General features: G+C 73.3%; 24 protein-coding genes and 1 tRNA gene. 13 read left to right on the forward strand and 12 right to left on the reverse strand.

Going from position 1 to position 22,644, the window contains the following annotated elements:
* Positions 1 to 47 precede the first annotated feature (47 nt).
* Positions 48 to 1,841, reverse strand: coding sequence for an adenylyl cyclase (locus tag NFX44_RS30260; RefSeq protein ID WP_262287005.1), 1,794 nt, complete (start codon positions 1,839 to 1,841; stop codon positions 48 to 50).
* Between the two features lie 95 nt (positions 1,842 to 1,936).
* The gene (locus NFX44_RS30265) at positions 1,937 to 2,293 is read right to left on the reverse strand and encodes a helix-turn-helix domain-containing protein (RefSeq protein WP_262287006.1); all 357 of its coding nucleotides are present in this window, start codon (positions 2,291 to 2,293) and stop codon (positions 1,937 to 1,939) included.
* Positions 2,294 to 2,414: 121 nt separating this feature from the next.
* Between NFX44_RS30265 and NFX44_RS30270 the strand changes: the two genes are divergently transcribed.
* A complete protein-coding gene (locus NFX44_RS30270; protein ID WP_262287007.1) occupies positions 2,415 to 3,260 on the forward strand; it encodes an SDR family oxidoreductase in 846 nt (281 codons plus the stop codon).
* A gap of 41 nt (positions 3,261 to 3,301) precedes the next feature.
* Here the strand turns inward: NFX44_RS30270 and NFX44_RS30275 are convergent, their stop codons facing one another.
* The gene (locus tag NFX44_RS30275) at positions 3,302 to 4,078 is read right to left on the reverse strand and encodes an HAD-IIB family hydrolase (RefSeq protein ID WP_262287008.1); all 777 of its coding nucleotides are present in this window, start codon (positions 4,076 to 4,078) and stop codon (positions 3,302 to 3,304) included.
* Positions 4,079 to 4,329: 251 nt separating this feature from the next.
* Here NFX44_RS30275 and NFX44_RS30280 point away from each other — a divergent pair, with 251 nt between their 5' ends.
* Positions 4,330 to 5,067 carry a bifunctional 2-polyprenyl-6-hydroxyphenol methylase/3-demethylubiquinol 3-O-methyltransferase UbiG gene (locus NFX44_RS30280; RefSeq protein ID WP_262287009.1) on the forward strand — a complete coding sequence of 246 codons (738 nt, stop codon included), beginning with the start codon at positions 4,330 to 4,332 and terminating at the stop codon, positions 5,065 to 5,067.
* Between the two features lie 21 nt (positions 5,068 to 5,088).
* Here the strand turns inward: NFX44_RS30280 and NFX44_RS30285 are convergent, their stop codons facing one another.
* On the reverse strand, positions 5,089 to 5,586 hold the full coding sequence (locus NFX44_RS30285) for a GNAT family N-acetyltransferase (protein ID WP_262287010.1): 498 nt from the start codon (positions 5,584 to 5,586) through the stop codon (positions 5,089 to 5,091).
* A gap of 219 nt (positions 5,587 to 5,805) precedes the next feature.
* Here NFX44_RS30285 and NFX44_RS30290 point away from each other — a divergent pair, with 219 nt between their 5' ends.
* Positions 5,806 to 6,285, forward strand: coding sequence for an N-acetyltransferase (locus tag NFX44_RS30290; protein ID WP_262287011.1), 480 nt, complete (start codon positions 5,806 to 5,808; stop codon positions 6,283 to 6,285).
* Between the two features lie 100 nt (positions 6,286 to 6,385).
* Here the strand turns inward: NFX44_RS30290 and NFX44_RS30295 are convergent.
* Positions 6,386 to 6,461: transfer RNA gene (locus NFX44_RS30295), tRNA-Arg, on the reverse strand.
* A 239-nt stretch (positions 6,462 to 6,700) separates the two neighbouring features.
* On the opposite strand from NFX44_RS30295, the gene NFX44_RS30300 reads away from it, so the two are divergent.
* Entirely contained in the window at positions 6,701 to 7,480 is a 780-nt protein-coding gene (locus tag NFX44_RS30300; RefSeq protein WP_262287012.1) for an SDR family NAD(P)-dependent oxidoreductase, read from the forward strand.
* A gap of 195 nt (positions 7,481 to 7,675) precedes the next feature.
* Here the strand turns inward: NFX44_RS30300 and NFX44_RS30305 are convergent, their stop codons facing one another.
* Both NFX44_RS30305 and NFX44_RS30310 read right to left on the reverse strand, forming a co-directional pair.
* Positions 7,676 to 8,878: a YbfB/YjiJ family MFS transporter gene (locus tag NFX44_RS30305; RefSeq protein ID WP_262287013.1), complete on the reverse strand. Its 1,203-nt coding sequence runs from the start codon at positions 8,876 to 8,878 to the stop codon at positions 7,676 to 7,678.
* 56 nt (positions 8,879 to 8,934) lie between these two features.
* Complete coding sequence (locus NFX44_RS30310) at positions 8,935 to 9,780, reverse strand: S9 family peptidase (protein ID WP_262287014.1); 846 nt, start codon at positions 9,778 to 9,780, stop codon at positions 8,935 to 8,937.
* Positions 9,781 to 9,856: 76 nt separating this feature from the next.
* Here NFX44_RS30310 and NFX44_RS30315 point away from each other — a divergent pair, with 76 nt between their 5' ends.
* The 5 genes from NFX44_RS30315 to NFX44_RS30335 all read left to right on the forward strand — a co-directional run bounded on the left by NFX44_RS30315 (position 9,857) and on the right by NFX44_RS30335 (position 15,008).
* A complete protein-coding gene (locus tag NFX44_RS30315) occupies positions 9,857 to 10,456 on the forward strand; it encodes a TetR/AcrR family transcriptional regulator (RefSeq protein ID WP_262287015.1) in 600 nt (199 codons plus the stop codon).
* A gap of 16 nt (positions 10,457 to 10,472) precedes the next feature.
* The gene (locus NFX44_RS30320; protein ID WP_262287016.1) at positions 10,473 to 11,393 is read left to right on the forward strand and encodes an alpha/beta hydrolase; all 921 of its coding nucleotides are present in this window, start codon (positions 10,473 to 10,475) and stop codon (positions 11,391 to 11,393) included.
* 194 nt (positions 11,394 to 11,587) lie between these two features.
* A complete protein-coding gene (locus NFX44_RS30325; protein ID WP_262287017.1) occupies positions 11,588 to 12,592 on the forward strand; it encodes a hypothetical protein in 1,005 nt (334 codons plus the stop codon).
* The gene (locus tag NFX44_RS30330; protein ID WP_262287018.1) at positions 12,589 to 13,881 is read left to right on the forward strand and encodes a GAF domain-containing protein; all 1,293 of its coding nucleotides are present in this window, start codon (positions 12,589 to 12,591) and stop codon (positions 13,879 to 13,881) included. Before NFX44_RS30325 ends, NFX44_RS30330 begins: the two co-directional genes overlap by 4 nt.
* Positions 13,882 to 14,180: 299 nt before the next feature.
* On the forward strand, positions 14,181 to 15,008 hold the full coding sequence (locus tag NFX44_RS30335; protein ID WP_262287019.1) for an HAD family phosphatase: 828 nt from the start codon (positions 14,181 to 14,183) through the stop codon (positions 15,006 to 15,008).
* Between the two features lie 42 nt (positions 15,009 to 15,050).
* Here the strand turns inward: NFX44_RS30335 and NFX44_RS30340 are convergent, their stop codons facing one another.
* The 4 genes from NFX44_RS30340 to NFX44_RS30355 all read right to left on the reverse strand — a co-directional run bounded on the left by NFX44_RS30340 (position 15,051) and on the right by NFX44_RS30355 (position 18,071).
* On the reverse strand, positions 15,051 to 15,764 hold the full coding sequence (locus NFX44_RS30340; protein ID WP_262287020.1) for a GAF and ANTAR domain-containing protein: 714 nt from the start codon (positions 15,762 to 15,764) through the stop codon (positions 15,051 to 15,053).
* Positions 15,765 to 16,103: 339 nt separating this feature from the next.
* On the reverse strand, positions 16,104 to 16,763 hold the full coding sequence (locus tag NFX44_RS30345) for a hypothetical protein (protein ID WP_262287021.1): 660 nt from the start codon (positions 16,761 to 16,763) through the stop codon (positions 16,104 to 16,106).
* Positions 16,764 to 16,812: 49 nt separating this feature from the next.
* Positions 16,813 to 17,895 carry an acyl-CoA desaturase gene (locus NFX44_RS30350; protein WP_262287033.1) on the reverse strand — a complete coding sequence of 361 codons (1,083 nt, stop codon included), beginning with the start codon at positions 17,893 to 17,895 and terminating at the stop codon, positions 16,813 to 16,815.
* Positions 17,896 to 17,897: 2 nt separating this feature from the next.
* Positions 17,898 to 18,071, reverse strand: coding sequence for a hypothetical protein (locus tag NFX44_RS30355; RefSeq protein WP_262287022.1), 174 nt, complete (start codon positions 18,069 to 18,071; stop codon positions 17,898 to 17,900).
* Between the two features lie 538 nt (positions 18,072 to 18,609).
* Between NFX44_RS30355 and NFX44_RS30360 the strand changes: the two genes are divergently transcribed.
* From NFX44_RS30360 to NFX44_RS30375, 4 genes are all read left to right on the forward strand, one after another.
* Positions 18,610 to 18,930, forward strand: a complete 321-nt coding sequence (locus NFX44_RS30360) for a LapA family protein (RefSeq protein WP_262287023.1) — start codon at positions 18,610 to 18,612, stop codon at positions 18,928 to 18,930.
* Positions 18,931 to 18,960: 30 nt separating this feature from the next.
* Complete coding sequence (locus NFX44_RS30365; RefSeq protein WP_262287024.1) at positions 18,961 to 19,494, forward strand: DUF5994 family protein; 534 nt, start codon at positions 18,961 to 18,963, stop codon at positions 19,492 to 19,494.
* Between the two features lie 163 nt (positions 19,495 to 19,657).
* A complete protein-coding gene (locus NFX44_RS30370) occupies positions 19,658 to 21,133 on the forward strand; it encodes a low temperature requirement protein A (RefSeq protein WP_262287025.1) in 1,476 nt (491 codons plus the stop codon).
* On the forward strand, positions 21,130 to 21,999 hold the full coding sequence (locus NFX44_RS30375) for a hypothetical protein (RefSeq protein ID WP_262287026.1): 870 nt from the start codon (positions 21,130 to 21,132) through the stop codon (positions 21,997 to 21,999). The genes NFX44_RS30370 and NFX44_RS30375 overlap by 4 nt, the downstream gene beginning before the upstream one ends.
* 34 nt (positions 22,000 to 22,033) lie before the next feature.
* Here NFX44_RS30375 and NFX44_RS30380 read toward each other — a convergent pair whose 3' ends face one another.
* Positions 22,034 to 22,531, reverse strand: coding sequence for a hypothetical protein (locus NFX44_RS30380; RefSeq protein ID WP_262287027.1), 498 nt, complete (start codon positions 22,529 to 22,531; stop codon positions 22,034 to 22,036).
* Positions 22,532 to 22,644: the final 113 nt, after the last annotated feature.

The raw sequence follows: 22,644 nt of genomic DNA on the forward strand, positions 1-22,644 counted from the left end.
ACCCCGGCCGGCCGTAGGGGAGCCGGCCGGGGGTCCGGTCGGGCGGCTCAGGGGTAGCTGACCACCGGGCTGGTGCCGTACGAGCCGACCACCGGGGTGCCGGCCTCGTTGACGGTGCGCTCGATGCCGCCGCTGCCGTCCAGGAACACGGTGATCGCGTCGTGGAACCGCACGCCGGCCCGCCGCGGCGCCTCGATGGCCCGGTCGCAGCGGATGTCCACCTGCTGGTTGAAGTACGAGTAGACGCCCAGCCCCCACGCCTCGTGCTCGCGCACGTGGTCGGCGATCTTGTAGGAGGCCCAGCCGTTGCCGGTCGGGCTGCGCCAGGCCGCCTGGCTCGGCGGGTCGTAGGGCAGCTCGCTCTGGTAGAAGACGGTCCGGCCGCGCTCGCCGTTCCAGATGGTCTGCCAGCGCTGGTAGTGCTCGACGAAGAGCCCGTAGGCGGTCACGTCGTCGCCGTTGACCACCACGCCGGTGTCGGCGGTGTTCACGGCCCACCCGATGGTGCCGGGCCTGCCGTGGTCGCCGCGCCAGGCCCAGATGTTGTCGATCAGGGTGTGCCGGCTGTTCACCACGAGGCTGGTCACCGCCCGGCCCGCGTACGGGCCGCCGATGCGGAAGAAGACGTCCTGGAGCGAGATCGGGTTTCCGGCGTGCGACCGGTGGCCGTGCCGGTTGCCGATCTCGACGAGCACGTCCGACTCGACCGGCCCGGCGTCGACGAGCACACCGGCGATCCGGACGCCGTCCACGTCCTCGACCCGCAGGGCGGCGTCGCCGGTGGTCGGGGCGAGGCTCGGCATGCCGAGGCCGAGCACGACGGTGTCCGGACGCTTGACCCGCAGCGCCCGGTCCAGCTGGTAGACGCCCGGGGTGAGCAGCAGGTGCCGCCCCCGCGAGAGTTCCTGGTTGATCCGCTTGGCCGAGTCAGTGGGCCTGGCGATGAAGAAGTCGGACAGCGGCAGCGACGGCACCGGCGGGGCGCCGGCGGCCCAGGTGGTGCCCGCGGTGTCGCGGCGCAGCCGGGGAACGGCCACCCGCCAGCGGCCCGCGCCGTCCACGAAGAGGTACGGCTTCTCCCGGGTCACCGGGCTGGTCGGCAGCGTCGTGTACGGCGGGTTCGGGAAGCCCTGCGCGGGCGCGCCGACGACGCCGGAGAAGACCTGGTTCCAGACCCCGTTGGTCCAGTCGCCGCCGAGTTCGCTGTCCCGGGTCAGCCACTGCTGCTGGGAGCCGTTGATGGTGATGCCGTCCACCTTGGAGTCGGCGATGTAGCCGCCACTGGAGAAGCCGCCGTTGCCGGGCTCCAGCCAGAGGATGCCCTTGATGTGCACCCGGCGCATCGGGGACGCCTGGGAGACCGCCCACTGGTTCGACCAGTCGGTCGGGCTGACGGCGAGGTTCTCCGCCGAGCGCCAGAAGTTGGTCAGCGCGGAGATGCCGGCCTCCGAGTTCGGGTCGGGCTGCCCGATCACCCGCACCGCACCGTGGATCTCCACGTCGTCGGGGTGCGCGCCGAGGCCCGCCACGGTCGTGTAGTAGCCGAGGCGGGCGTTCACCTCGTACCGGCCGGGCTTGAACAGCACGGCGTAGCGGTCGAAGCCCATCTCGTTGTGCTCCTGGGTGGCGAAGAGCCGGTCCAGGTTGGACTGGATCTCCTCGACCGGGGTGGCCGGGTCGTACACGAAGACGTTGGGGCCGAAGTCCGGCTCGGCGCCGTCGCCGTGGCCGGCCGGGGACGCGGCGGCGGATGCGGCCGGGAGCCCGAGGGCGGTGACGGACGCCGCCGAGGCGGCGGTGAGGGCGAGGAAGCGGCGGCGGGAGGGGTCTACTGGTCTCATCTGCCTGCCTGTTCGGTGATGGGGACGGAGAGCGCTCTCTGCGCGTTCCTACCGCATCGACATCGATCCCGCCAGACTCGGCTCCGGTTCCGGAACTAGCTCCGGGCGTCGTAGCGGGCCCGGGCGGACTCCACCTCGGTCAGGTGGGTGGTGGCCCACGCCTCCAGGCCGGCGACCAGGTCGAGCAGACTGCGGCCCAGGTCGGTGAGCGCGTAGTCGACCCGCGGCGGCACGCTGGCGTGCACGGTGCGGGTGACGATGCCGTCGCGCTCCAGGCCGCGCAGGGTCTGGGTGAGCATCTTCTGGCTGATCCCGTCGATCCGCGCGGCCAGCTCACCGTAGCGCTTGTCGCCGCCGGCGAGGGTGAGCACGACCAGCACGCTCCAGCGGTCGCCGATCCGGTCCAGGACCTTTCGGCTGCCGCAGTTCCGGTTGAACGGGTCCGCCTGCACGTGGCCACTCTCTTTCAGTGCGTACCGAACTTGAAGGTGCCTACTCTCCAACGGGAAGTAACGGGGAGTTGTTCCCGTTGGCGAGGGAAGACAGCTGACGTCGCCACACCAGGGAGCACTCATGTCCATCGTCGTCACCGGCGCCACCGGCCCGCTCGGCCGCCTGATCATCGAGTCGTTGCTCGACCGGGGCGTACCCGCCGACCGGATCGTGGCGCTCGGCCGGGACACCGACCGGCTCGCCGGCCTCGCCGAGCGGGGCGTGGCGACCCGGCGGGCCGACTACGAGAACCCCGATTCGCTGCGGGCCGCCTTCGCGGGCGCCGAGAAGCTGATGTTCGTCTCCGGCAGCGAGGTCGGCCGGCGGGTGGTGCAGCACGGCAACGTGGTCACCGCCGCCCGGGAGGCCGGCGTCGGGCTGATCGTCTACACCAGCATCGCGAAGGCGGACACGTCCACGCTGGCGCTCGCCGCCGAACACCAGGCGACCGAGCAGCTCATCCGCGACTCGGGCCTGCCGCACGTGTTCCTGCGCAACAGCTGGTACCTGGAGAACTACACCGGCCAGCTCCCCACGTACCTCCGGCACGGGGTCGCGGGCGCGGCCGGTGACGGCCGGGTCAGCGCCGCCACCCGCGCCGACTACGCCGCGGCCGCCGCGGCGGTGCTCACCGCCGCCGACCAGGCCGGAGCGGTGTACGAGCTGGGCGGCGCCCCGTTCACCATGACCGAGCTGGCCGCCGAGGTCACCCGGCAGGCCGGCGCCACGGTCTCCTACCTCGACCTGCCGGTGGACAAGTACACCGAGCTGCTGGTCGCGGCCGGCGTGCCCGAGGGGTACGCGGCCCTGCTCGCCGACGCCGACCGGGGCATCGCCCAGGGCGAGCTGGAGGTCGGCGACGACCTCGCGCGGCTGATCGGCCGCACCCCCACCACGCTCGCCGAGGCGATCCGCGCCGCCCTCTGACGCCCGCACTGGCCGCCGCCCCCTCGACCCGGGGGCGGCGGTCAGGCCGGCTCGGTCCGCAGCTTCACCAGGTCGTCGACGAGGCTCTCCACGTAGTCGGCCGTCTCCTCCCAGCGGGTGACGGCGACGCACCGGATGCCCATGGCCTTCACCGGGTAGTCGTTGCCGCCCACGTCGAGCCGGTCACCGACGAAGAGCACGTTGTCGATCTTCAGGTCCAGGCACTCCAGCAGCTTCCGCATGCCGTACGCCTTGTCCACGCCCTTGCGGGTGACGTCGATCGAGGTCGAGCCGCCACCCCGGACCTCCAGGTCGGGCAGCTTCGCGGCGACCGCGTCCCGCAGCCGCTTCTTCTTGCTGCCGTCCGGGTCCCAGCCGTACTTCTCCGCCGGCGGCGCGGACTGGCCCAGCGCCGAGAAGGTGATCTGGCTGCCCCGGTCCTCGATGATGTCGCCCCAGGTCTTCGGCTCCCAGAGGTCGAGCGCCTGCGCCGACTCGGTGAGCGCGGCGACGACCCGGATCTTGTCGGCCTCGCTCAGGTCCTCGGCGTAGACCTGCCGCCAGTCCCCGTCCCGCCACCGGTAGTAGCGGGTGCCGCAGGTCGGCATCAGGTGCAGCCGGCCGCGCTGCTCCTCGGTCAGGTCCAGGTGCGCGAGCATCTGCGCCTCGAACTGCTCGAACCGGCCACCGGAGATGACCAGCACATCCACCTCGGTGAGCAGGTGGCCGAGGAGCTCCGCCATCCGACGATCGATCTGGGACTTGGAAACCGCCAGCGTGTCGTCCAGGTCGAACGCCACCACTCGAAGATCGTTCACGAAGTACCACCATGTCGTCGCGGGCAGGCCAGGACTAGCAGGGTACCGACTGACCCACTGCCACCCCGATGGCCCGGGGCTGGCGCCCGGTCGAGGCCGCCGACCACACAGCGCAGCCCCTCGCACGCAGGTTAACAGCGCGGACCGGAGGAAATCGGCCCGTTCCGGAGGCCCGTCAGGCCCGTCCGCCGCCCGGCACGCACCCTGAAAACCCGTTGGACAGGGCCGGCATCGACGACGATCGTGGCACCGTGCGACAGGACGAGATCTGGGACGCCGAGACGGCGCAGCGCTATGACACACCGGGCACCGGGATGTTCGCGCCGGAGGTCCTCGGACCCACGGTGGACCGCCTCGCCGCGCTCGCCGGTGGCGGACGCGCCCTCGAGTTCGCCGTCGGCACCGGCCGGGTGGCCGTCCCGCTGGCGGAACGCGGCGTGCCGGTCACCGGGATCGAGCTGTCCGTACCGATGATCGAGCAGCTCCGGACGAAGGCCGACGAGGCTACGATCCCGGTGGTCGTCGGCGACATGGCGACGGCCACGGCACCCGGCGACTTCACCCTCGTCTACCTGGTCTACAACACCATCTCCAACCTGCTCGACCAGGCGGAACAGGTCGCCTGCTTCCGCAACGCGGCCCGCCACCTCGGCCCGGGCGGGCGGTTCGTCATCGAGCTGTGGGTGCCCGAGCTGCGCAAGCTGCCCCCGGGCGTGCGGGCGACGGTGTGGCACGCCGATCCCGGCTACATCGGCCTGGACACCTACGACGTGCTGCGCCAGCAGGTCGTGTCGCACCACTTCCGGTTCGGCGAGGGCCGCGAGGCGCGGGTGTCCCGCAGCCCGCACCGCTACATCTGGCCCGCCGAGCTGGACCTGATGGGCCAGCTGGCCGGCTTCGAGCTGGAGTCCCGGCACGCGGACTGGTCCGGGGCCGAGTTCACCGAGGAGTCCCGGTCCCACGTCTCCGTCTACCGCCTGACCGGCTGACCGGCGACTCCGCCCGCACGGTCAGTCGACCGCCGGGCTGCGCCGCTCCACGAGGACGACGTCCCGCCACCGGCCGTGCTGCCGGCCGACCCGCTCCCGCGTACCGACGACCCGGAAGCCCGCCCGGCGGTGCAGGGCGAGGCTTGCCGCGTTCTCGGGGAAGACACCGGACTGCACGGTCCACACACCCGCCGCCTCGGTGGCGGCGATCAACGCGTCCAGCAGCAGCCGGCCGACGCCCCGCCCCTGGGCGGCCGGGCTCACGTACACGGAGTGCTCCACCACCCCCGCGTACACGGCACGGGTCGAGGTCGGCGAGACGGCGACCCAACCGACGACGGCGCCGTCGCCGTCGACGGCGACGAACCGGTGGTCGGGCAGCCGGACGGCGTCGAACTCCGGCCAGGTGGGAGCCGTGATCTCGAAGCTGGCGTCGCCGGCGTCGAGCCCGGCCTGGTAGATCGCCAGCACCGCGTCGGCGTCCTCCGCCGTCATCGGCCGGATCATGATGTCGGCCATCGAGCGACTCCCTCCCGGCTGTCGTGTCCCGCGGCCAGCCGATCCGTGAGATCTCCGGCTACGAGTACAGCATCATGAGGAGACCCCAGGCCAGCAGAGCGCAGCCGAGCCAGCCGCTGAACGCCGCCAGGGTGCCCGTGATCACCGATCCTGCCGTCGGTTGCTACCTTCCCCGCTTGACGACGGCGACCAGGTGCTGAACGGGGATGGAGGACGACGGTGGGGGCAGAACTTCCAACCAGGCCTGTCGACATCAAGCGAATCGGACTCGACGCGGTCGATGAGGTCACCGAGCTCTTCCTCGGATACCTGGAGTTCTACAAACGCCCGAGCGGACCGGAAGCGGCAAGAGCGTTCCTGATGGAACGGCTCAAGCGAGATGAGTCGATCATCCTCGCCGCGAGGATGGAGGGCGAGCCCGCGCTGCTCGGTTTTGCTCAGGTCTACCGGTCGTTCTCCTCCGTTTCCATGGCTCCGGTGTGGATCCTCAACGATCTCTTCGTGAGCCCGCATGCGCGCCGTCTGGGGGTCGGGCGGGCTCTGGTCCGAATGGTCGTCGACCTGGCCCGATCCGCCGGCGCCGCTCGCGTCATCCTCAGCACCGACGAGAGCAACACCTCCGCACAGACCCTGTACGAGTCGGAGGGCTTCACCACCGGCCACCCGGTGCGCCACTACGTCCGGCGCACCGACGGGTGATACGGCCGGCCGCTTGGCGAGGCGCCCTCACCGGGAGTGTGGCGGGGGTGGCGCCAAGCTCCGGCAGGCGGAACAGTGATCGTTGATCAAGGGTTTGACCTGGTGCCCCCGGCAGGATTCGAACCTGCGACACACGGTTTAGGAAACCGATGCTCTATCCCCTGAGCTACGAGGGCGCGAGGGCCTAGTTTAGCGACCTGGACGTTCACCTGGGGTGGCAGGGAGTGCCCCCCGTTCGCCCACCTCGCCCTGGCCCCTGTTCACCCAGCCCAGGAGCCACCCCGAGCACCCGAATCCCGGTACGGCCGCTTGACTTGGACCATGCTCTAGTTCCTAGCGTCTCGCTGATGAGTGCTGCTGGAGAGACCGCGGGGGCCGACCACGGGCCAGCGGTTCGTGGGACGGGAGCATCCCGATGAAGGTGTTGGTGACCGGCGGGACGAGCGGACTGGGACTCGCCATGGCCGCCGCCCTGGCCGGGGCGGGGGCCACGGTCGCGTTGACCGGCCGATCCGCCGAGCGCGCGCGCTCGGTCGCCGCTGAACTTCCCCGGGCGTTCGGCATCGGCCTGGACGTGCGGGACGAGTCGTCGGTGACAACCGCGGTCGACCAGGCGTGGTCGCGGCTCGGCGGCATCGACATGCTGGTCAACAATGCCGGGATCGGCATGCGGACGGTCAACCCGCGCTTCATGACGCACCGGCAGGCGTTCTGGGAGGTTCCTGCCGATGGCTTCCGCGCGGTGATCGAGACGAACCTGACCGGTTACTTCCTGGTGGCGCGGGAGGTCACGCCGCGGATGCTGGCCGCGGGTGGCGGGCGCATCGTCAACATCTCGGTGAGTGAATCGACCATGCAGCGTGCGGGCTTCGTCCCCTACGGGCCCTCACGCGCCGGCAGTGAGTCGCTCTCCCGGATCATGGCTGCCGACCTGCGGGACACGGGGGTCACCGTCAACCTGCTGCTGCCCGGGGGCCCGACCGTGACGGGCATGTTGCCGCCCGACGCCGTACCCGAGGGACGACAGTTCCTGGAGCCGGCGGTGATGGGCCCGCCCATCGTCTGGCTGGCGTCCGGCGCCGCAGCCGGGCTGCACGACGAGCGGATCGTCGCCGTCGAATTCGAGCGCTGGCTGGACGACAGGAACAGCAGAGAGCAGGGCGGGGCCGCTACGGCCGGCCCGAGCGGGGACTGATCGTTCCGCCGGCCGTTACGGCGCGGCTGATCGGTCAGCGTTTCAGGTACGCCGGCGCGGCGTCGCGGACGACCGGTTCCGACGACGCCGTGCGCCGCGGCGTGGTCGACTGGGCGGTCCCGATCGGGTCCCGCGGTGGGAACACCACCACGATGCCGGCGGGCGGGGCCGCTGCCGTTGCACCTGACGACCGAGTCACCCTGCACCCAGGTCCACCCGCCCACGCTTTCGGTGAGCACGTCGTACGGCGCCCGCTGGACCCCGGCTGTTGATCCGAGGCCGCCGGGTTGCGGCGACGAGGGTGGCTGCGGCGCACAGCGCGGCCGCCCAGACGAGCGTGGCGTCGGCCGAGGTGTGATCGGCGATGGTTCCGGCCGCCCACGGGCCGACGGTCTGGCCGGCGGCGAAGACCGTGGTGAAAGCGGCGAGGGTGGGAGCCCAGTCTTCAGGGCGGGTCGCGCCACGGATCGTCGCGGTGACGGCGGCCGGAACAGTCATGAACGTGCCGCCGTAGAACACGACCGAGACGACGAGGACAACGTATGACGAGCTGGCAAGGGGCAGCGCGCTCGCGCCGGCGAGGAGGGCCAGCACGGTGGTGAGGACACGCGCCGGCGGCCATGCGCCGATGAGTGGGCTCCACATGGGCGGCGCGACCACGGCACTGATCCCCAGGAGGGCCCACAGTGTGCTGACCTGCCAGGTGGGCACGGCTTCCTGGGTCAGGGCGGCTGACAGGAAGGTGACGTAGGCGATGTATCCGGCTGCGAAGAGCAGGTAGGCGACGGCGGTGCGCCACAGGTGCCGGATCTCGCGTCGACCTGTCGTGAGCTGCGGCTCGGGTTCGTCGACGCGGGCGGCGGCCCAGCTGACGGCGGTGGCCGCGAGGGCACAGACGGCCAGTCCGGTCCAGGCCAGCGGCCATGCGTGCGGGGCGTACGTCGCCAGGCTCGGAAGCCAGGCCGCGCTGACGGCGATGCCCAGCCCGGCCCCGGCGAAGTAGATCGTGATGGGTGCGGCTGAACGCGCGGCGGCGGCGCTGCGCGAGGCGATCACGCCTCCGGCGACGAAGACCAGGGCGCCGCCGGCACCCGCCGCCGCGCGTGCGGTGAGCAGCGCCAGGTATGCGCTGCTCACCGCGGTGGCGGCCAGGGCAAGGGCCGTGACCAGCATGCCCAACCGGAAGGTCGCGGTGGAACCCCAGCGCCGCGCGGCGACGCCGGCAAACGCGGCGCCCAGCAGGTATCCCACGCTGTTGGCGGTGGTCAGGGCACCGGCTCGGGCAAGGCTCCACCCGAGATCGGTCCGCATGGCCGGCAGGAGCAGACCGTAGGCGAATCGGGAGATCCCCAGGGCCGACGCGGTTCCCAGGGCGAGTCGCGCGGCGGTCCAGTACACCCTCGGGGCCCGGCGGGAGCGCGAGCGCGGGGCCCCGGCAGCGGCGCGGATCCGGTTCACCGGATGGCGTCCTTCAGGTGCCGGTCGAGGAAGGCGATCACCGTACGGGCGAGGGCGACTCGATGGTCGGACAGGGCGTGGTCGGTGGGGAAGACGTGGTGCTCGAGTCCGGTGACGGGGTGGGCGAGGTAGGCGTCCACCAGCGGCCCGTGGTGGACACCGGCGGGGGTGACGACGTCGCGGTCGGTGCCGATCAGCAGCACCGGGCGGGTGGCCAGCCGTGGCGCGAGGCGCGCCAGGCTCCACGCGTCCCCTGCCTCCTCCATCTCCGCGACCAGCGCCTGCGCGCTCGTGCCGCGCAGGGGCAGTAGTTCACCCGCCCAGTCGGCGAGGTAGGCGGCTCGCGCGGCCGGGTCGCTCCGGCAGGCGGCGGCGGCCGTACCGAGGTCGAACCCGGCCACCGAACCGACTGCGGCCACACCGGGATCGGCGGCCGCGGTCATCAGCGCGGCGAAGCCGCCCAGGCTGTGGCCGATGACGGCCAGCCGGCCCGGGTCGAGAGCGTGGGCCGTGGCAACCTCGGGCTCACGCAGGCGGGCGACCACGCGGGCGGAGTCCTCCAGCACATGGGTCCACGACCAGGTGCCGTCCATCCCCCATGAGCCGCGGTAGTGGAACACCAGCGCCGCGTATCCGGCTCGCCGCAACGCCTGCGCGAGGTCGAAGTTCCGCTCATGTCCCGGGAAGCCGTGCAGCAGGACCACGCCGGGGTGCGGACCCGCCCCGGCCGGCAGATGCAGGACGCCCAGCAGCGTGGCGCCCGCGCTCGGGAAGGTGACGGGCACGGTGCGCGCGGCGGGTCCCTGGGCGTCGACGGTTTCGGTGACGAGGGGATCTGACACGGCTGCTCCCTAGATGGTTCCGGTCGGTTCGATGAGACGCTAGCAGCACATCGGGCCGACTGGTACCATCTCTCCCGTGCCCGTTCCCAAAGGCAGCAGCCTCGACCCTGGCCGCACCCGGGCCGCGATCCTCCGCTCGGCGGAGGGCATGCTCTACGAGCACGGGCTCGACGGCGTGGGCATCGCGGAGCTGTGCGCCGAGGCGGGCATCTCCAAGGAGACGCTGTACCGCCACTTCGGGTCCAAGGATGGGCTCATCCGCTCCGTCCTCGAAGCCCGCAGTGACCGCGTCACGCGCTGGCTGGCGCAGGCTGCCACCGACGCGGGCACCGAGCCGGCGGCCCAGCTCGCCGCGGTCTTCGACGCTCTCGGCGTCTGGTTCAGGGAGCCGGGCTTCCGCGGCTGCGCCATTGTCAACGCCGCCACCCAGCACCATGCGGCTCCGGCCAGCACCGTCGCCGCCAACCATCTCGGCCGCTACCTGGACCTCTTCACCACGATCGCCGACCGGGCCGGAGCCGCGCGTCCCGCCGTGCTGGGACGGCAGCTTCTCCTGCTCCTGGAAGGCGCCACCGTGGTCGCCGACCATCTCGAAGGCCCCGGCGCCGCGAACGACGCCCGCGACGCGGCGCTCGCCCTCCTGAGCAGCGCGGCCAGGCGGCCCGCCGACAGCTAGGCGTTCCGGAGGACACATGTCGAAAACCCTGTCGAATGCCGAACTGGCGCGCTCACTCAAGGGCGGGTTCGTCAGCAGCCACGCCGAGGTCAACGGCGTCCGCCTGCACTACGTGGCGGGCGGCCGAGGCGAGCCGCTGATCCTGCTGCCGGGCTGGCCGCAGACGTGGTGGGAGTTCCACAAGATCATGCCCGCCCTCGCCGAAGGCCGTCGGGTCATCGCCGTCGACCTGCGGGGCATGGGCGGCTCGGACAAGCCCGCGGACGGATACGACAAGAGGACGATGGCCGCCGACATCCTCGCGCTCACGCGCCACCTCGGCCACGACACGGTCGATATCGCCGGACACGACATCGGCGGCATGGTCGCCTTCGCCTTCGCGGCCAACCACCCGGCAAGCACACGACGGATAGCGCTCCTGGACATCGCCCACCCCGACGACCGGTTCTACAACTACTCACTCCTGCCCGCGCCCGGGCGCCAGCAGGTGGGCGGCGACATCCACGCCGGACCGGGACGGTTCCTGTGGTGGTTCGCGTTCAACCAGGTCCCCGGCCTGCCTGAACGCCTGCTCGCCGGCCGCTCCCGCCTGCTGGTCGACTGGATGATCGACTACCTGGTCGAGGACCCGAGCGCCATCAGCGACCGCGACCGGGACATCTACGCGCACGCCTACTCCACCGAGGAGGCGATCCGCGCCGGCAACGCCTGGTACCGGGCGTTCGGCCAGGACATCGCCGATGGGAAGATCTACGGACCCGTACGCGCACCGTTGCTGGGCCTCGGCGGCGGCGAAGGCGGTTACCAACTCCTCAAGGCGTTGCTGCCGGACAAGGGCACCGACGTCGAGGTCGCCGCCGTGGTCGACAGCGGCCACTACCTCGCCGAAGAACAACCCGAGGCCGTCGTCCGGCACCTCACCCGCTTCTTCGCCTGACGTGCCGCAAGCCGCCCGGCACCTGCCACACCGGCGCTGACTGCCGATCACCGCGCCGATCTGGCATCGAGCGGACCGAATTCAATGCTGACGCCCCAGTAGGATCAGTGGGTTGCCCCGATCGGTGGCCCTCGCGTTGCCGAACCGTGTCCGGGACGGGAAAGGCTTGTCGGATGCTTCGGGGGATGGCGGGTATGGGTCTGCCGGCGCTGCGGCGCACGGTGACGCACCCGGCCGTCTGGTCGTTGCCGGCGATGGCGCTGCTGGTGCTCGCGGCCATGCCGCTCAACGACGGCTTCTACGATTTCTGGGTCAACTACGACGCGCAGGGCGACGCGCAGCAGTACGAGCGGATCTACACCACGCGGATCTTCCGGCACACCTCGGGATTCCTTTGCGGACAGTTGTTGGCGCTGCTGGTGGGCGCCGCCCTCGTCCGCCGGAATTCCCAGGCCAGGGCCCTCGCGGTGGCGGTTCCGCTCGCGGTGCTCCTGGCAGGTGTGAGCTTCGCCGTCGCGTACCCGCTCGCCCGGGCCCGCACCGGCTCCTTCCTGACGACACCGCCGCTCGACGACCCGGTCCTGGTCCGGGTCCTCCTGTGTGAGCTGGCCGCCTACCCGCTCTACGCCGCCGCCGGCGTCGGCCTCGGCGCGCTGCTCGGACGCCTGCGGCGACGCGCAACGCGCTGGCCGCTCGTGGTCCTGCTCCTGCTGGGCTGGTTCGTCGCCACCATGACCGGGCTGCTCCAGGACGACCGGTTCAACGCGCCACCCGGGCTGCTGTGGGCCGTCCCGCCGATCGCGGCCGGCACGGCGATCGCACTGGCCGGCCTCTCGCTGGATGTCTGGGTCGGGCCGGCCGTGCTGGTGGGCGACTGGGGGCGCGGTGCCAGTGTCGCCCTGCTGGTGGGCGCCGCGGCGTACGCCCTGGGGTTGAACTTGCTCGCCGCCTGGACCGACGTCGCCCCCGGTCCGATTCCGAACGGTCGCCCGGCGGGCCGGCACGCACGGGTCGAGGGCCCGCCTGACGAGGTCGGTGCAGGGTGCCCGCCGCCGCCGGCGGCTCAGGCTGCCCGGGTGGTCCTGCCGGTACGCCGCACGGCGGCCTCGCGGCCTTCCCCGTACTCTGGCGGCCGTCACCGGGCGGCGAACCATCAGTCTTCCGACGAAGCCGTGCGTGAGAGGGGGGACCAAGCATGACGGCGGTACCGGGCCAGCGGTCGACGGCGGCGAGTTCGGCGGTTGCCGGGCAGGCGGCGGAGGAGGATCTGCGTGCGCTGTTCGGGCAGTCCATTGCCGTTTTCGCGTCGCTCGCGGGGTCGACGCATGTGGTGGAGTCGGCGAACCCGGCGTTCTTCGCCGCCATCGGGGGCGAACGGGCGCGCACCGGGGTCGCGATCGCCGAGTTGATGCCCGAACTGGCGGATCAGGGCTTCATCGCTCTGCTGGATGAGGTCTACCGCACGGGTGAGCCCTACACCGGCCGTGACGCCCGGGTCGTGCTGGGCGCCGGCCCGCACGCGCGGGAGGCGTTCTTCGACTTCACCTACGAGCCGCGCCGCGACGCCAGTGGCACGGTGACCGGGATCATCGTGATCGGCGTGGAGACCACCCAGGTCAAGCACGCCCAACGGCTGATGGTCGAACACCGCGCCATGCTGGAACAGATCGCCCGTCAGGCGCCCCTGACCGAGGTGCTCGGCGGTATGGCGCGCTGCATCGAGAACCTGGCACCGCAGCAGATGCTCGTCTCCGTGCTGCTCGCCGATCCCGACGGCCGGCACCTGCGCCACGGCGCCGCACCGAGCCTGCCCGACTTCTACAACGAGGCCATCGACGGGATCGCCACCGGTGAGGGTGTCGGCTCGTGCGGCACCGCCGCGCACCGGCGGGAACCGGTCATCGTCACCGACATCGCCACCGACCCGTTCTGGGACGACTTCCGGGACCTGGCCGAGCAGGCCGGGCTCGCCGCGTGCTGGTCGACACCGATCCTGGCCCGCGACGGCGGCCTGTTGGGCACCTTCGCCATGTATCACCGCACCCCCCGCGTCCCGCAGGACACCGACCTCGCTCTGGCCCGGGTCTTCGCCGGCACCGCGGCCCTGGCCATCGAACGCCACCACGTCGAACAGGCGAAGGCGGCCGCGGAGGCACGCGCCCGGACAGCGCATGAGGAGCTGGCCAAGGCGGTACGCGCGGAGCGGCAACTGCGCGCCGAGGCCGAGCACCGCGCCGCCGCCGCCGCGGATCTCGCGGACCGGATGCGCGTCGCCGCGGCCGCTCAGGCCGCCCGGCCGCATCCCGAGCACTGCCAGCTCGGCGGCGCGCAGGGGTGCACCGCATCAGCCAGGATCAAGGTCGCCGATTCGTGGGGCGACGCGGCGTGGGGTTGTGAGGCCCACGTCGAGGAAGCCATCCTCAACGTGCGGTCGGTGTTCATCGCCAGCGAGGAGCTCGGCGGCCTGGCCGCGTACCTCAACCGCTGAGTCGCCGGTCCACCGGCTGACGGGGTGCCCGCGGCGGCCGGCGGTGACCCGCGTTGGGCTTCGGACGCGGCGCCTCCTGTTCCTCCGGTCTGTGCAGGCCCGGCTCCCCACCTACACGGAGGCGAACACCCCGGCGAAGCGGGACCTGTACGCCCGCCACGGCTACGTCGCGCACCAGCCCTTCACGCTCCCCGACGGCACCATCACCTACCCGATGTGGCGGAGTCCGCCCAGCTCCTGCCCGCGGCGGGCACCGCGTCCGCCCGCCGGGACCAGTCCCCGCTCCCGAGGAGTCCGCCGTGATCCAGTTCTCCGACGTCGACCTGTCCGCGGTGCGGGTGCTGCTGTGCGACGCCGACGGCAACCTCTTCCCGTCCGAGGAGCCCGCCTTCGCCGCCTCGGTCGAGGTGGCCAACGCGTTCCTGGCCGCGTACGGGGTGCCCGGCACCCTCACCGCCGAGCAGTTGCGCCTCGGCTCCGCGGGCAGGAACTTCCGCACCACGGCCGTGGACCTCTGCGTCGCCTCCGGCGTACCCGTCGAGGCGGCCGTCGCCGGAGGGCGCCCGGAGGCGGTCGTCGCGCCGGGACCGACCCTGGCCGGCCGCCCGGTGCTGACCGCCGCCGCGCTGGAGCGCTGGGTGGCCGAGGAGAAGACCCGGGTCACCGCCCACCTCGGGGACGTGCTGCGGCCGGACCCGGAGGTGCGGGACGTGCTCGGCACGCTCGCCCCGCACGTCACGCTCGCCGCGGTGAGCAGCAGCGCGGGCAGCCGGTTGGCGGCCTGCTTCCGCGCCACCGGGCTGGCCGGGCTCATCCCGGTGGAGCGGCGCTACAGCGCCGAGGACTCGCTGCCCGTACCCACCGGCAAGCCGGACCCGGCGATCTACCGGCACGCCGGGCGGGAGCTGGGCTGCGGCGGCGCCGAGGGTCTGGCCGTGGAGGACTCGGCGCCCGGCGTGCGGTCCGCCGTGGCCGCCGGCTTCCCCACCATCGGCAACGTCGTGTTCGTGCCGGAGGCGGAACGCGCCGGACGGATCGAGGCGCTGCGCCGGGCCGGCGTCATCGCCGTGGTCACCTCGTGGCGCGAGCTCGCCGACCTGCTGCTGCCGGCGGTCGGCACGCCCTGACCGGCCCGGCCCGGCGGCTCCGCGGGGAGGTGGTGACGCGGGTCAGGCCCTGGGCTTGCGGGCGGCGCTCGCCACCAGCGCCTCGGCGACGTCGCGGACCTTGCGGTTGCTGTCCTGGGACAGCCGCGACAGCAGCGCGAACGCCTCGTCCGGTGAGCAGCGCCGCTCGGCCATGATGATGCCCTTGGCCTGCTCGATGACCGCCCGGCTCCGCATCGCCGCGCGCATCTGCTCGGACAGGGCGGCGGCGCTGTCGTACAGGTGCGCGTTGGCCAGCGCCACCGCGGCGTACGCGGCGAAGCCCTCCGCCGTCGCGATGGCGTCCTGGTCGAAGGCGTGCGCCTCGCCGCCGTAGACGTTGAGGGCTCCGACGACCGCCTCCTGGATCGGCAGCCCGATGGACAGTGAGCTGCCGACGCCGGCGGAGCGGGCCCGGTCCGCCCATTCGGGCCACCGCGGCTCGGCCGACATGTCCGGGACGGAGATCGAGGAGGCGCCGACGGAGGCGTCCACGCAGGGGCCACGGCCGTGGTCGTACTGCCACTGGTCGAGGTCGCGGGCGATCTCGTCGGTGGCCATGAGGGACCGGCCGTCGGCGCCGCGAAACAGGCTCACCGTCAGCCTCCTGGCTCCCGGGATGCTCCGGGTGGCAAGCTCCGCGATCCGGCCCAGCATGTCGTCGAGGCTCGTCTCGTCCAGCCTGATCCGGCCCAGTTCGGCGAAGGCGTCCTTGGGGTCCTCACTCGGCTGTGTCATGGGAGATCCTTGTCGGCCGGCGTACGCCGGCGGGTCGGGAGCGTCGGTTGGCGGATGCCGCCCTGGGCGTGCGACTGACGTCCCCCGGCGGGAGGGCCGGAAAACCCTTCGCGCGAGACGGTTCATCGACGCGCGGGGCGGCCCCGACGGGTCCGGCGGCAGGTGTAGCGGCGGCTTCCGAGGGTAGGGACCTCTGCGGGTCAAGAAACGGACGTCCAGCTACGTCACCGGTGAGGTGCTCGGCGTCAGCGGCGGCAAGCCGCTGGCCTGACGTCCGACCCCGAGCCTCGGTCGGGCCGCCCCACGCCCCGGAGCGTGGGCGACCCGAAAGGCAGCCGGTCAGGCGGGACCGCCACCCCGCCGTCGCAGTCTCCGGGCCACCCGGGACCCGACGGCGCGGGCGCCGGACACGGTCCGGACGAGATGACGCCTGTTCTCGTGGACGTACGCCGAGATCAACGCGACGAGGAAGCTCAACCCCGTGAGCCAGGCCAGCCACTCCCCGACCGAGGCCAGCAGCGGCAGGGTCACGAACAGGCAGACGAACCCGGACAGCGGGAAGACCAGTTGCAGGCCGAACTCGTACAGCAGGGAGCGGCCGTCCCGCTGCTGCGCGTAGAAGTCGTCCCACCGGAAGACCCGGTCGTCCCCGGAGCACTCGACGGCGATGGGCCGGAGCACGTCCCGGGTGTACCGGTTCGCCGCCTCGCGGTCGCGCCGGCGCCGCAGGATGGTGATCCCCGAGGTCGCCGCCAGCACCGGAACCGCGAGCAGCAGGCGCGGATCCGCCCGGTTCGCCACCACGAACCCGAGGATCACGGCCACCACGGTCAGGTACGCGCCGACCAGGGCGTGCGACGCGGCGGATTTCTGGGCCATGACGGCTCGGATCGCGGTGTACTCCGCGACGACCAGGTGGGTGCGGTTGTCGACGCGAGCAGCGGTCGCTTCGTCGCCCGGTGGAGCACCTCTCGGACGGGCCAGGTCATTCCACGTCACGCGTCGATGATGGCAACCCTCCACAAGGGTCCGGCCGGCCGGCCGCCGGTCACCGGTCGCGGGCGGGTCGGCGTCCGGCGAGCCGTTCGCGGGAGCCGACGTCATCCAGGTGGCGCAGCGCCTCCGCCCAGGAGCGACCCAGGGTGGTCTCGTGGTAGTCGAGGCCGTGCTCGGCGCAGAACCGCCGGATCAACGGCTGGGCATGACGCAGGTTGGGACACGGCATGCTGGGGAACAGGTGGTGCTCAATCTGGTAGTTCAGCCCGCCGAGCGCGACGTCGACGAACCTCCCGCCCCGCACGTTGCGGGAGGTGAGCACCTGCCGCCGCAGGTAGCCGAGGTCGTCGTCGGCACCGAGGATCGGCATGCCCTTGTGGTTGGGAGCGAACGAGCAACCGAGGTAGAGGCCGAGCACACCCTGGTTGACCAGGATGAACGCGACGGCCTGCGCCGGGCTCAGGACCAGGAACACGGCGGTGAGGTAGCCGCCCAGGTGCAGGGCCAGCAGCCCGGCCTCGACGGGCCGGCGTGCGAGCGGACGCCGCCGGAGGACCGCCCGCACGCTGTTGCCATGCAGGTGCAGGCCCTCCAGGAGGAGCAGCGGGAAGAACAGGTACGCCTGGTGACGCACGAAAAGTGCGCCAAGGCCGCGCCGACGCCGGGCCTGGTCGGCCGTGAAGGACAGGGGTGCCACCCCGATGTCAGGGTCCCTGCCCTCGGTGTTCGGGTGGGCGTGGTGCCGGTTGTGCTTGTCCACCCACCAGCCGTAGCTGATTCCGGTCAACAGGGTGCCGTGCAGGAGGCCGATCAGGTCGTTGGCCCGTCGCGAACGCGCGATCTGCCGGTGACCGGCGTCGTGGCCGATGAACGCGGACTGCGCGAAGACCACTGCGAGGGCCACCGCGAGCACGAGCTGCCACCACGACTCCCCCGACCTCACGAACAGGGCCCACAGTCCGGCGGAGCAGCCGACGACGAGGCCGATCCGTAGCGCGTAGTGGCCGCGCCGCCGTTCGAGGAGGCCCGCCGCGCGGATCTGCCGGGACAGGTCGGCGTAGTCGCTTCCCCGTTGGGGGTCTCGCGGTCGTGCCGCGGCAGGCGCCGGCCCGGCCACCGGTCCGGGCGAGGAGATCGTCACGGGCGCGGGGTGTCGGCCAGGTCGGCCGGGTCGAGCCGCAGGAGGGCGAACAATCCGGTGTGCTCGTCGGAGTCCACCCGCTCCGGTAGCTCACGCTCGACCCAGTCGGCCCTGACCTGCTGGCCGCGTTGACGAAGAAGGCTGACGATCCTGTGCCGGGCGATCCGCATCGGGTGCTCCCTGGTAGCGCCGCCCGGAAGAGTCATGCTCATCAACGGCGGTGGCGGCACTGGCAGCCACCGGAGACCCGGGCGACAGATTCACCGTACGCCTCTGGGGAGGGCATCCGCACCTGGTCGAGGGCGGCTGCCCGGCGGCTCTCGCGGAGCGGTACCGCCGGGAGAGGCGTACGCTGAGGGTATCGCTCGGGACTCCGGTGACTGACGGTCCGCTGACGGCGGACGCCCCCACCGATCGGGGCCACCGCGTCACCCCACCGCCGCCCATTCAGCAGCCCGGCCGCCGACTCCACGTCGCGTCCCCGGCCGGCAGCTTCCCGCACCGGCACGCCCGGGCAGCGACAGTCCGTCGCACGCCCGCCCTCACCCGACCGCCCGCGCCGGCCCACCCCGGCGGCGGGTACGTCGGGCACCCATCGGAAGGCGGCGGTTCGTGATGACCGCACCCCGGAACAGGCCCGTCCCACTCTCCACCCTCAACGGCCACGACGGCCCGGCGGCTGCTCGTCCGACCTTCCGTCGTTCCTCAGTGAAGCGATCACGGATCGGGGAGCTGTGGGTCGTCGCCGTGGTGTTCGCGATCGTGCTCCTGCTGCTCATGATCTTCGTGCTGCAGAACGGGCAGCGCGCCGAGGTGACGTTCCTCGGCGCACACGCCGCCCTGCCGGTCGGTGTGGCGCTGCTGTTGGCCGCGATCATCGGGGTCCTGCTCGTCGCCCTTCCCGGCACCGCCCGGATCGTGCAGTTGAGGATGCGTCAACGCCGGCGCGCCACGGTGGCCCCCGGGTCGCCCGCGCCCGGACCGACCGCTTCGCCGACGCCCGGCGCCGCCACCCACCGGGAGGGCTGACCCATGTCCGTCACCCGGCAACGGGGCACCGTGAGCCCCCCGTCCGCGCCCACCGCGCCCCGGCTCGTCCTCGCCACCAACCGGGCGCGGTCGGTCCTCGACGGCGCGTGGTGGCCCCGGTCCTGGGACCCGGTCGCCGAACTGCCTGGTCTTGTTCTCGCCCTGGCGGAACGCCACGGTCGGATCCGGCACATCATGCTCAACATCGACGCCTGGGACAGCCGGTTCCGCCGGTTGGCCGTCGGACCGGATCTGGTCCGGCTCGGCTGGTTCGACACCCTCGACCCCGCCGTGCTGGTTGCCACCACCGGCGGGGACATCCAGGTCGACCTGCTCATCGTGCCGCCCGCCACCGCGGCGGCCGCAGCCGAGCAGGCGATGGCGGCCGCCGCCGACCCGACAAACGTCAGGCGCGCGCCGGAAATCCTGGCCGCCCTGCGGGTGCCACCGGCCCCGAGGGCCGGCACCGGCGCCGATCCGCGCGCGGTGTGGGACAACGAGGGCGGTGGCGGCGGGGTCGCCGCGAGGGGCGGCGGGTCACGGGGCGGCCCGGGACACGACTGACCGGTGCGGGCCGGGGGTGCACGGCCCGCGTTCCTGCCCGCTGAGGCCGACGCTCGCCTAGTGTCGAGCGGGGCACCCGGCCGCGTCCAACGCGCCCGGTTCCGGCCGGTCGCGCAGCGCTGCCGGGTCCCGCACGACGCCGGAGTCAGCAGACGGGCCCCTGATGACGATCGACCGAGCGGTGGGGTTGACCCGCGCAGGCGGTGGACCCCAGCGGGCGACCCTGCTGGAGCTGTTCCTCGATCTGGTGTTCGTCGCCGCGCTCGCCCTGACGTCCCGATCGTTGGCCCAGCGTCTCGACGCGGTCGGGGTCTTCCAGACCGTCCTGCTGCTCATGGCGATCTGGTGGGTCTGGTCCGTCACCGCGCTGACCACCGACCTCTACCACAGGCAGCGGCCGCCCATCTTCGCCGTGACGCTCTGGGTCATGCTCGGGACCATCCTGATGGCCGGCACGCTGCCCGAGGCCTTCTCCGACCACGCCCTGACCTTCGCGGGCGCCTACGTGGCGATTCACCTGGGCCGCGGCATCTTCCTGGTCGCCGCTCTGCACGGCCGGACGGCACGGTTGCACGCCAGCCGGTTCATCTTCTGGTTCGTCCTGTCCGCCGTACCGTGGCTCGCCGGCGGTCTCGTTCCCGGCTGGGCGCGAGGCGACCGCCCGGGCGCTGCTCGACGCCGGGCGGCCCACCGGGTGGCGGGACCGGCTGGCCGCCCTGTTCCGGTTCCACCCGCTGGCCCGGGCCCGCGCCGACGAGCTGGACCGGCCCCGGCGGCTGGTGTCCGCCCGGCCGGTCGAGGCGCTCGGCGCGGGGCTGGCGGCCGGCATCGCCGCGCCCCCACTGGTGGACCTGCTGTCCCGCCTGCCGCGCCCGCTGGGGGCGGCTCGCAGGCCGCGGGGTTGCTGCTCGGCGCCCCGCTGGCGCTGGTGCTGACCGGGACGCTCTGGCGGTCGGCCTGGTGGGCCCGGCGGCAGGGTGACCGGCCAGTCCGGGGTGCGGTGTTCGGGGCCGCGCTGGTGGTCGGGCTGCTGGCCGGTCGGCGGCTGGCCGGGTCGGCCGGGTACGCCGACGACCGTCCGGCGTGGTGGGTGGAGCTGGCTCTGTCGCTGTGCGCCGTGGCCGGCGGCGCCCTGCTGGGGCGCTGGGGGGCGCTGGGCGCCGGCGCCTGGCTGCGCCGGCTTCCCCGGCACGCCGAGGGCCGCGCGGTGCGGCGCGTCTGGGCGGCGGCCGCGCTGGCGACGACCGTGCTGACCGCCGGCTTCCTCGGCGCGCTGTTCGTGCTGGACGCCTGGTCCGCCGACGGTGACCTGAGCATGCTGCGGCTGCTCGCCGCCCGGGAGGGCCACCCGGACCGGGTCACCGTCGTGACGCTTGTCGACACCGTCGCCCTGCACGTACGGGTCCTCGCCGACCAGGCGCCCTACCTGCTGGCCGCCCCGCTCGCTGCCGCCCTCTTCCCGCTCGCCGCGACCGGCGCCACCGCACGGCGGGCGCTCCGGGTCGGCGCGGTCGCGGGGATCGTGGCCGCCGTCGCGCTGCCGGTCGTGGTGGCCGGCGCGGCGGTGGGGCCCGCGACCCGGGCCTCGGGCCGGCGACGCTGCGCGGTCTGGTCGACGGGCACACCCTGCTGCCCGTGACGCTGGTCGAGGCCACCGCCGCGGTGGCGGTCGTGGCCGGCCGGCGCCTGTCCGTCTGGCACGGCAGGCTCGCGGCGCTCACCGCCGGGGTGCTGCTGGCGCCGGCAGTGCTGGCGGCCGGCGTGCTGCTCTCCTGCGACCCGGGCCCGCCGGGCGCCGGCTGCGCCGGACCCGACCGGGCCGCGGTGGCCCGCACGCTGGGACACGCCCTACTCGTCGCCCCGGTGTTCGCCACGCTCGCCGCGGCGCTCGGCGCCGCCGCGACGGCCGTGCTGGGCCGGCTGGGCTCCGGGCGCTGGCCGGCCCCGGCGACGGCCGCGGCCGTGCTGCTCGGCCTGGCCGCCGCGGTCGTCACGGCGGACGGACCGGGCAGCCGCACCGTGCCGGTGGACCGGGACCGCTGCCTGGTCGGGGTGTGGCGGCTCGCCGCGGGCCGCTACCACGCGCCGGTCGCCGCGGACTCGATCCTGGGACGGCTGGCCGGGCTGACCGCGGCCACGACCGTCGACCTCACCAGCGGCGCGACCACCGGGTTCGCCACCGCGTACCGGGCCGACGGCACGGCGACCGACCTCTACGACCTCGCGGTGGCCGAGGGGACGGTGAACGGGCACACCGTCCAGCGGGTGCGCCGGGGGACCCAGACCTACCGGTGGACGGCCCGCGCCGGCCGGTACACCCAGCGGAACGTGGTGACCACCGGTGACCTCACGCTGCTGCGGGTGGACGGGCGGGAGGCCGACGTCACCACGGTGGTGGACGACTCGGCCAGCACCTACCGGTGTGGTCCGGCCGAGCTGGTGATCCGCTTCGACGGGGACGACGGGTCGTGGGGCGAGGAGACCTTCGTCCGCAGCCCGGCGTGACGGGAACACCGGAGCCGGTGGTCCCGTCCGCCCGTCAGGCGGGCACCACGTCGAACCGCGGGCCCGCGGGCCGCCCGGCGCCGGCCAGTGCCAGCAGCGTCTGCCCGGTGGCGTCGTCGACGACGGCGACCCGTACCGCGTCGGGCCCGCCGTCGGCCAGCGGGACGGCGAAGACCGCGGTGGCCGGCCGGCCCTGGTAGCGCGCGGCGTGGCCGACGAAGCGCCACTCGCCGTCGTCCCAGTGCTCGCGGACGTCGGAGCGGAGCAGCGGCGCGATCCGCCGGTAGGGGTCGCTGAGCTGGACCTGCTGCACGGTGGCGAGCAGCGGCAGCCCGGTACCGCCGCGCAGCGGGTTGGTCAGCCGCGCACGCAGCCGGCGCAGCGGCAGCAGCCAGCCGGCTTCCAGTTCGGGGGACAGCGCCACCACGGCCGCCGCCTCGGCCAGCAGCACCACGCCGCCGGCCAGGGGACGGTCGGTGAGCGCGGCCGGCCAGGCGCCGGGCGCCACGGTGGCCAGTCCGGCCGCCGCCACGAGCAGCGCGGCCCGGCCGAGGCTGCGACCGGAGACCGGGGTCGTGGGGGGGGGGGGGGGGGGGGGGGGGGGGGGGGGGGGGGGGGGGGGGCGGGGGGGGGGGGGGGGGGGCG

Origin of the sequence: Micromonospora sp. MA102 (assembly GCF_025460765.1) — a bacterium.
In the GTDB taxonomy this organism is placed as follows: Bacteria; Actinomycetota; Actinomycetes; order Mycobacteriales; family Micromonosporaceae; genus Micromonospora; species Micromonospora halotolerans.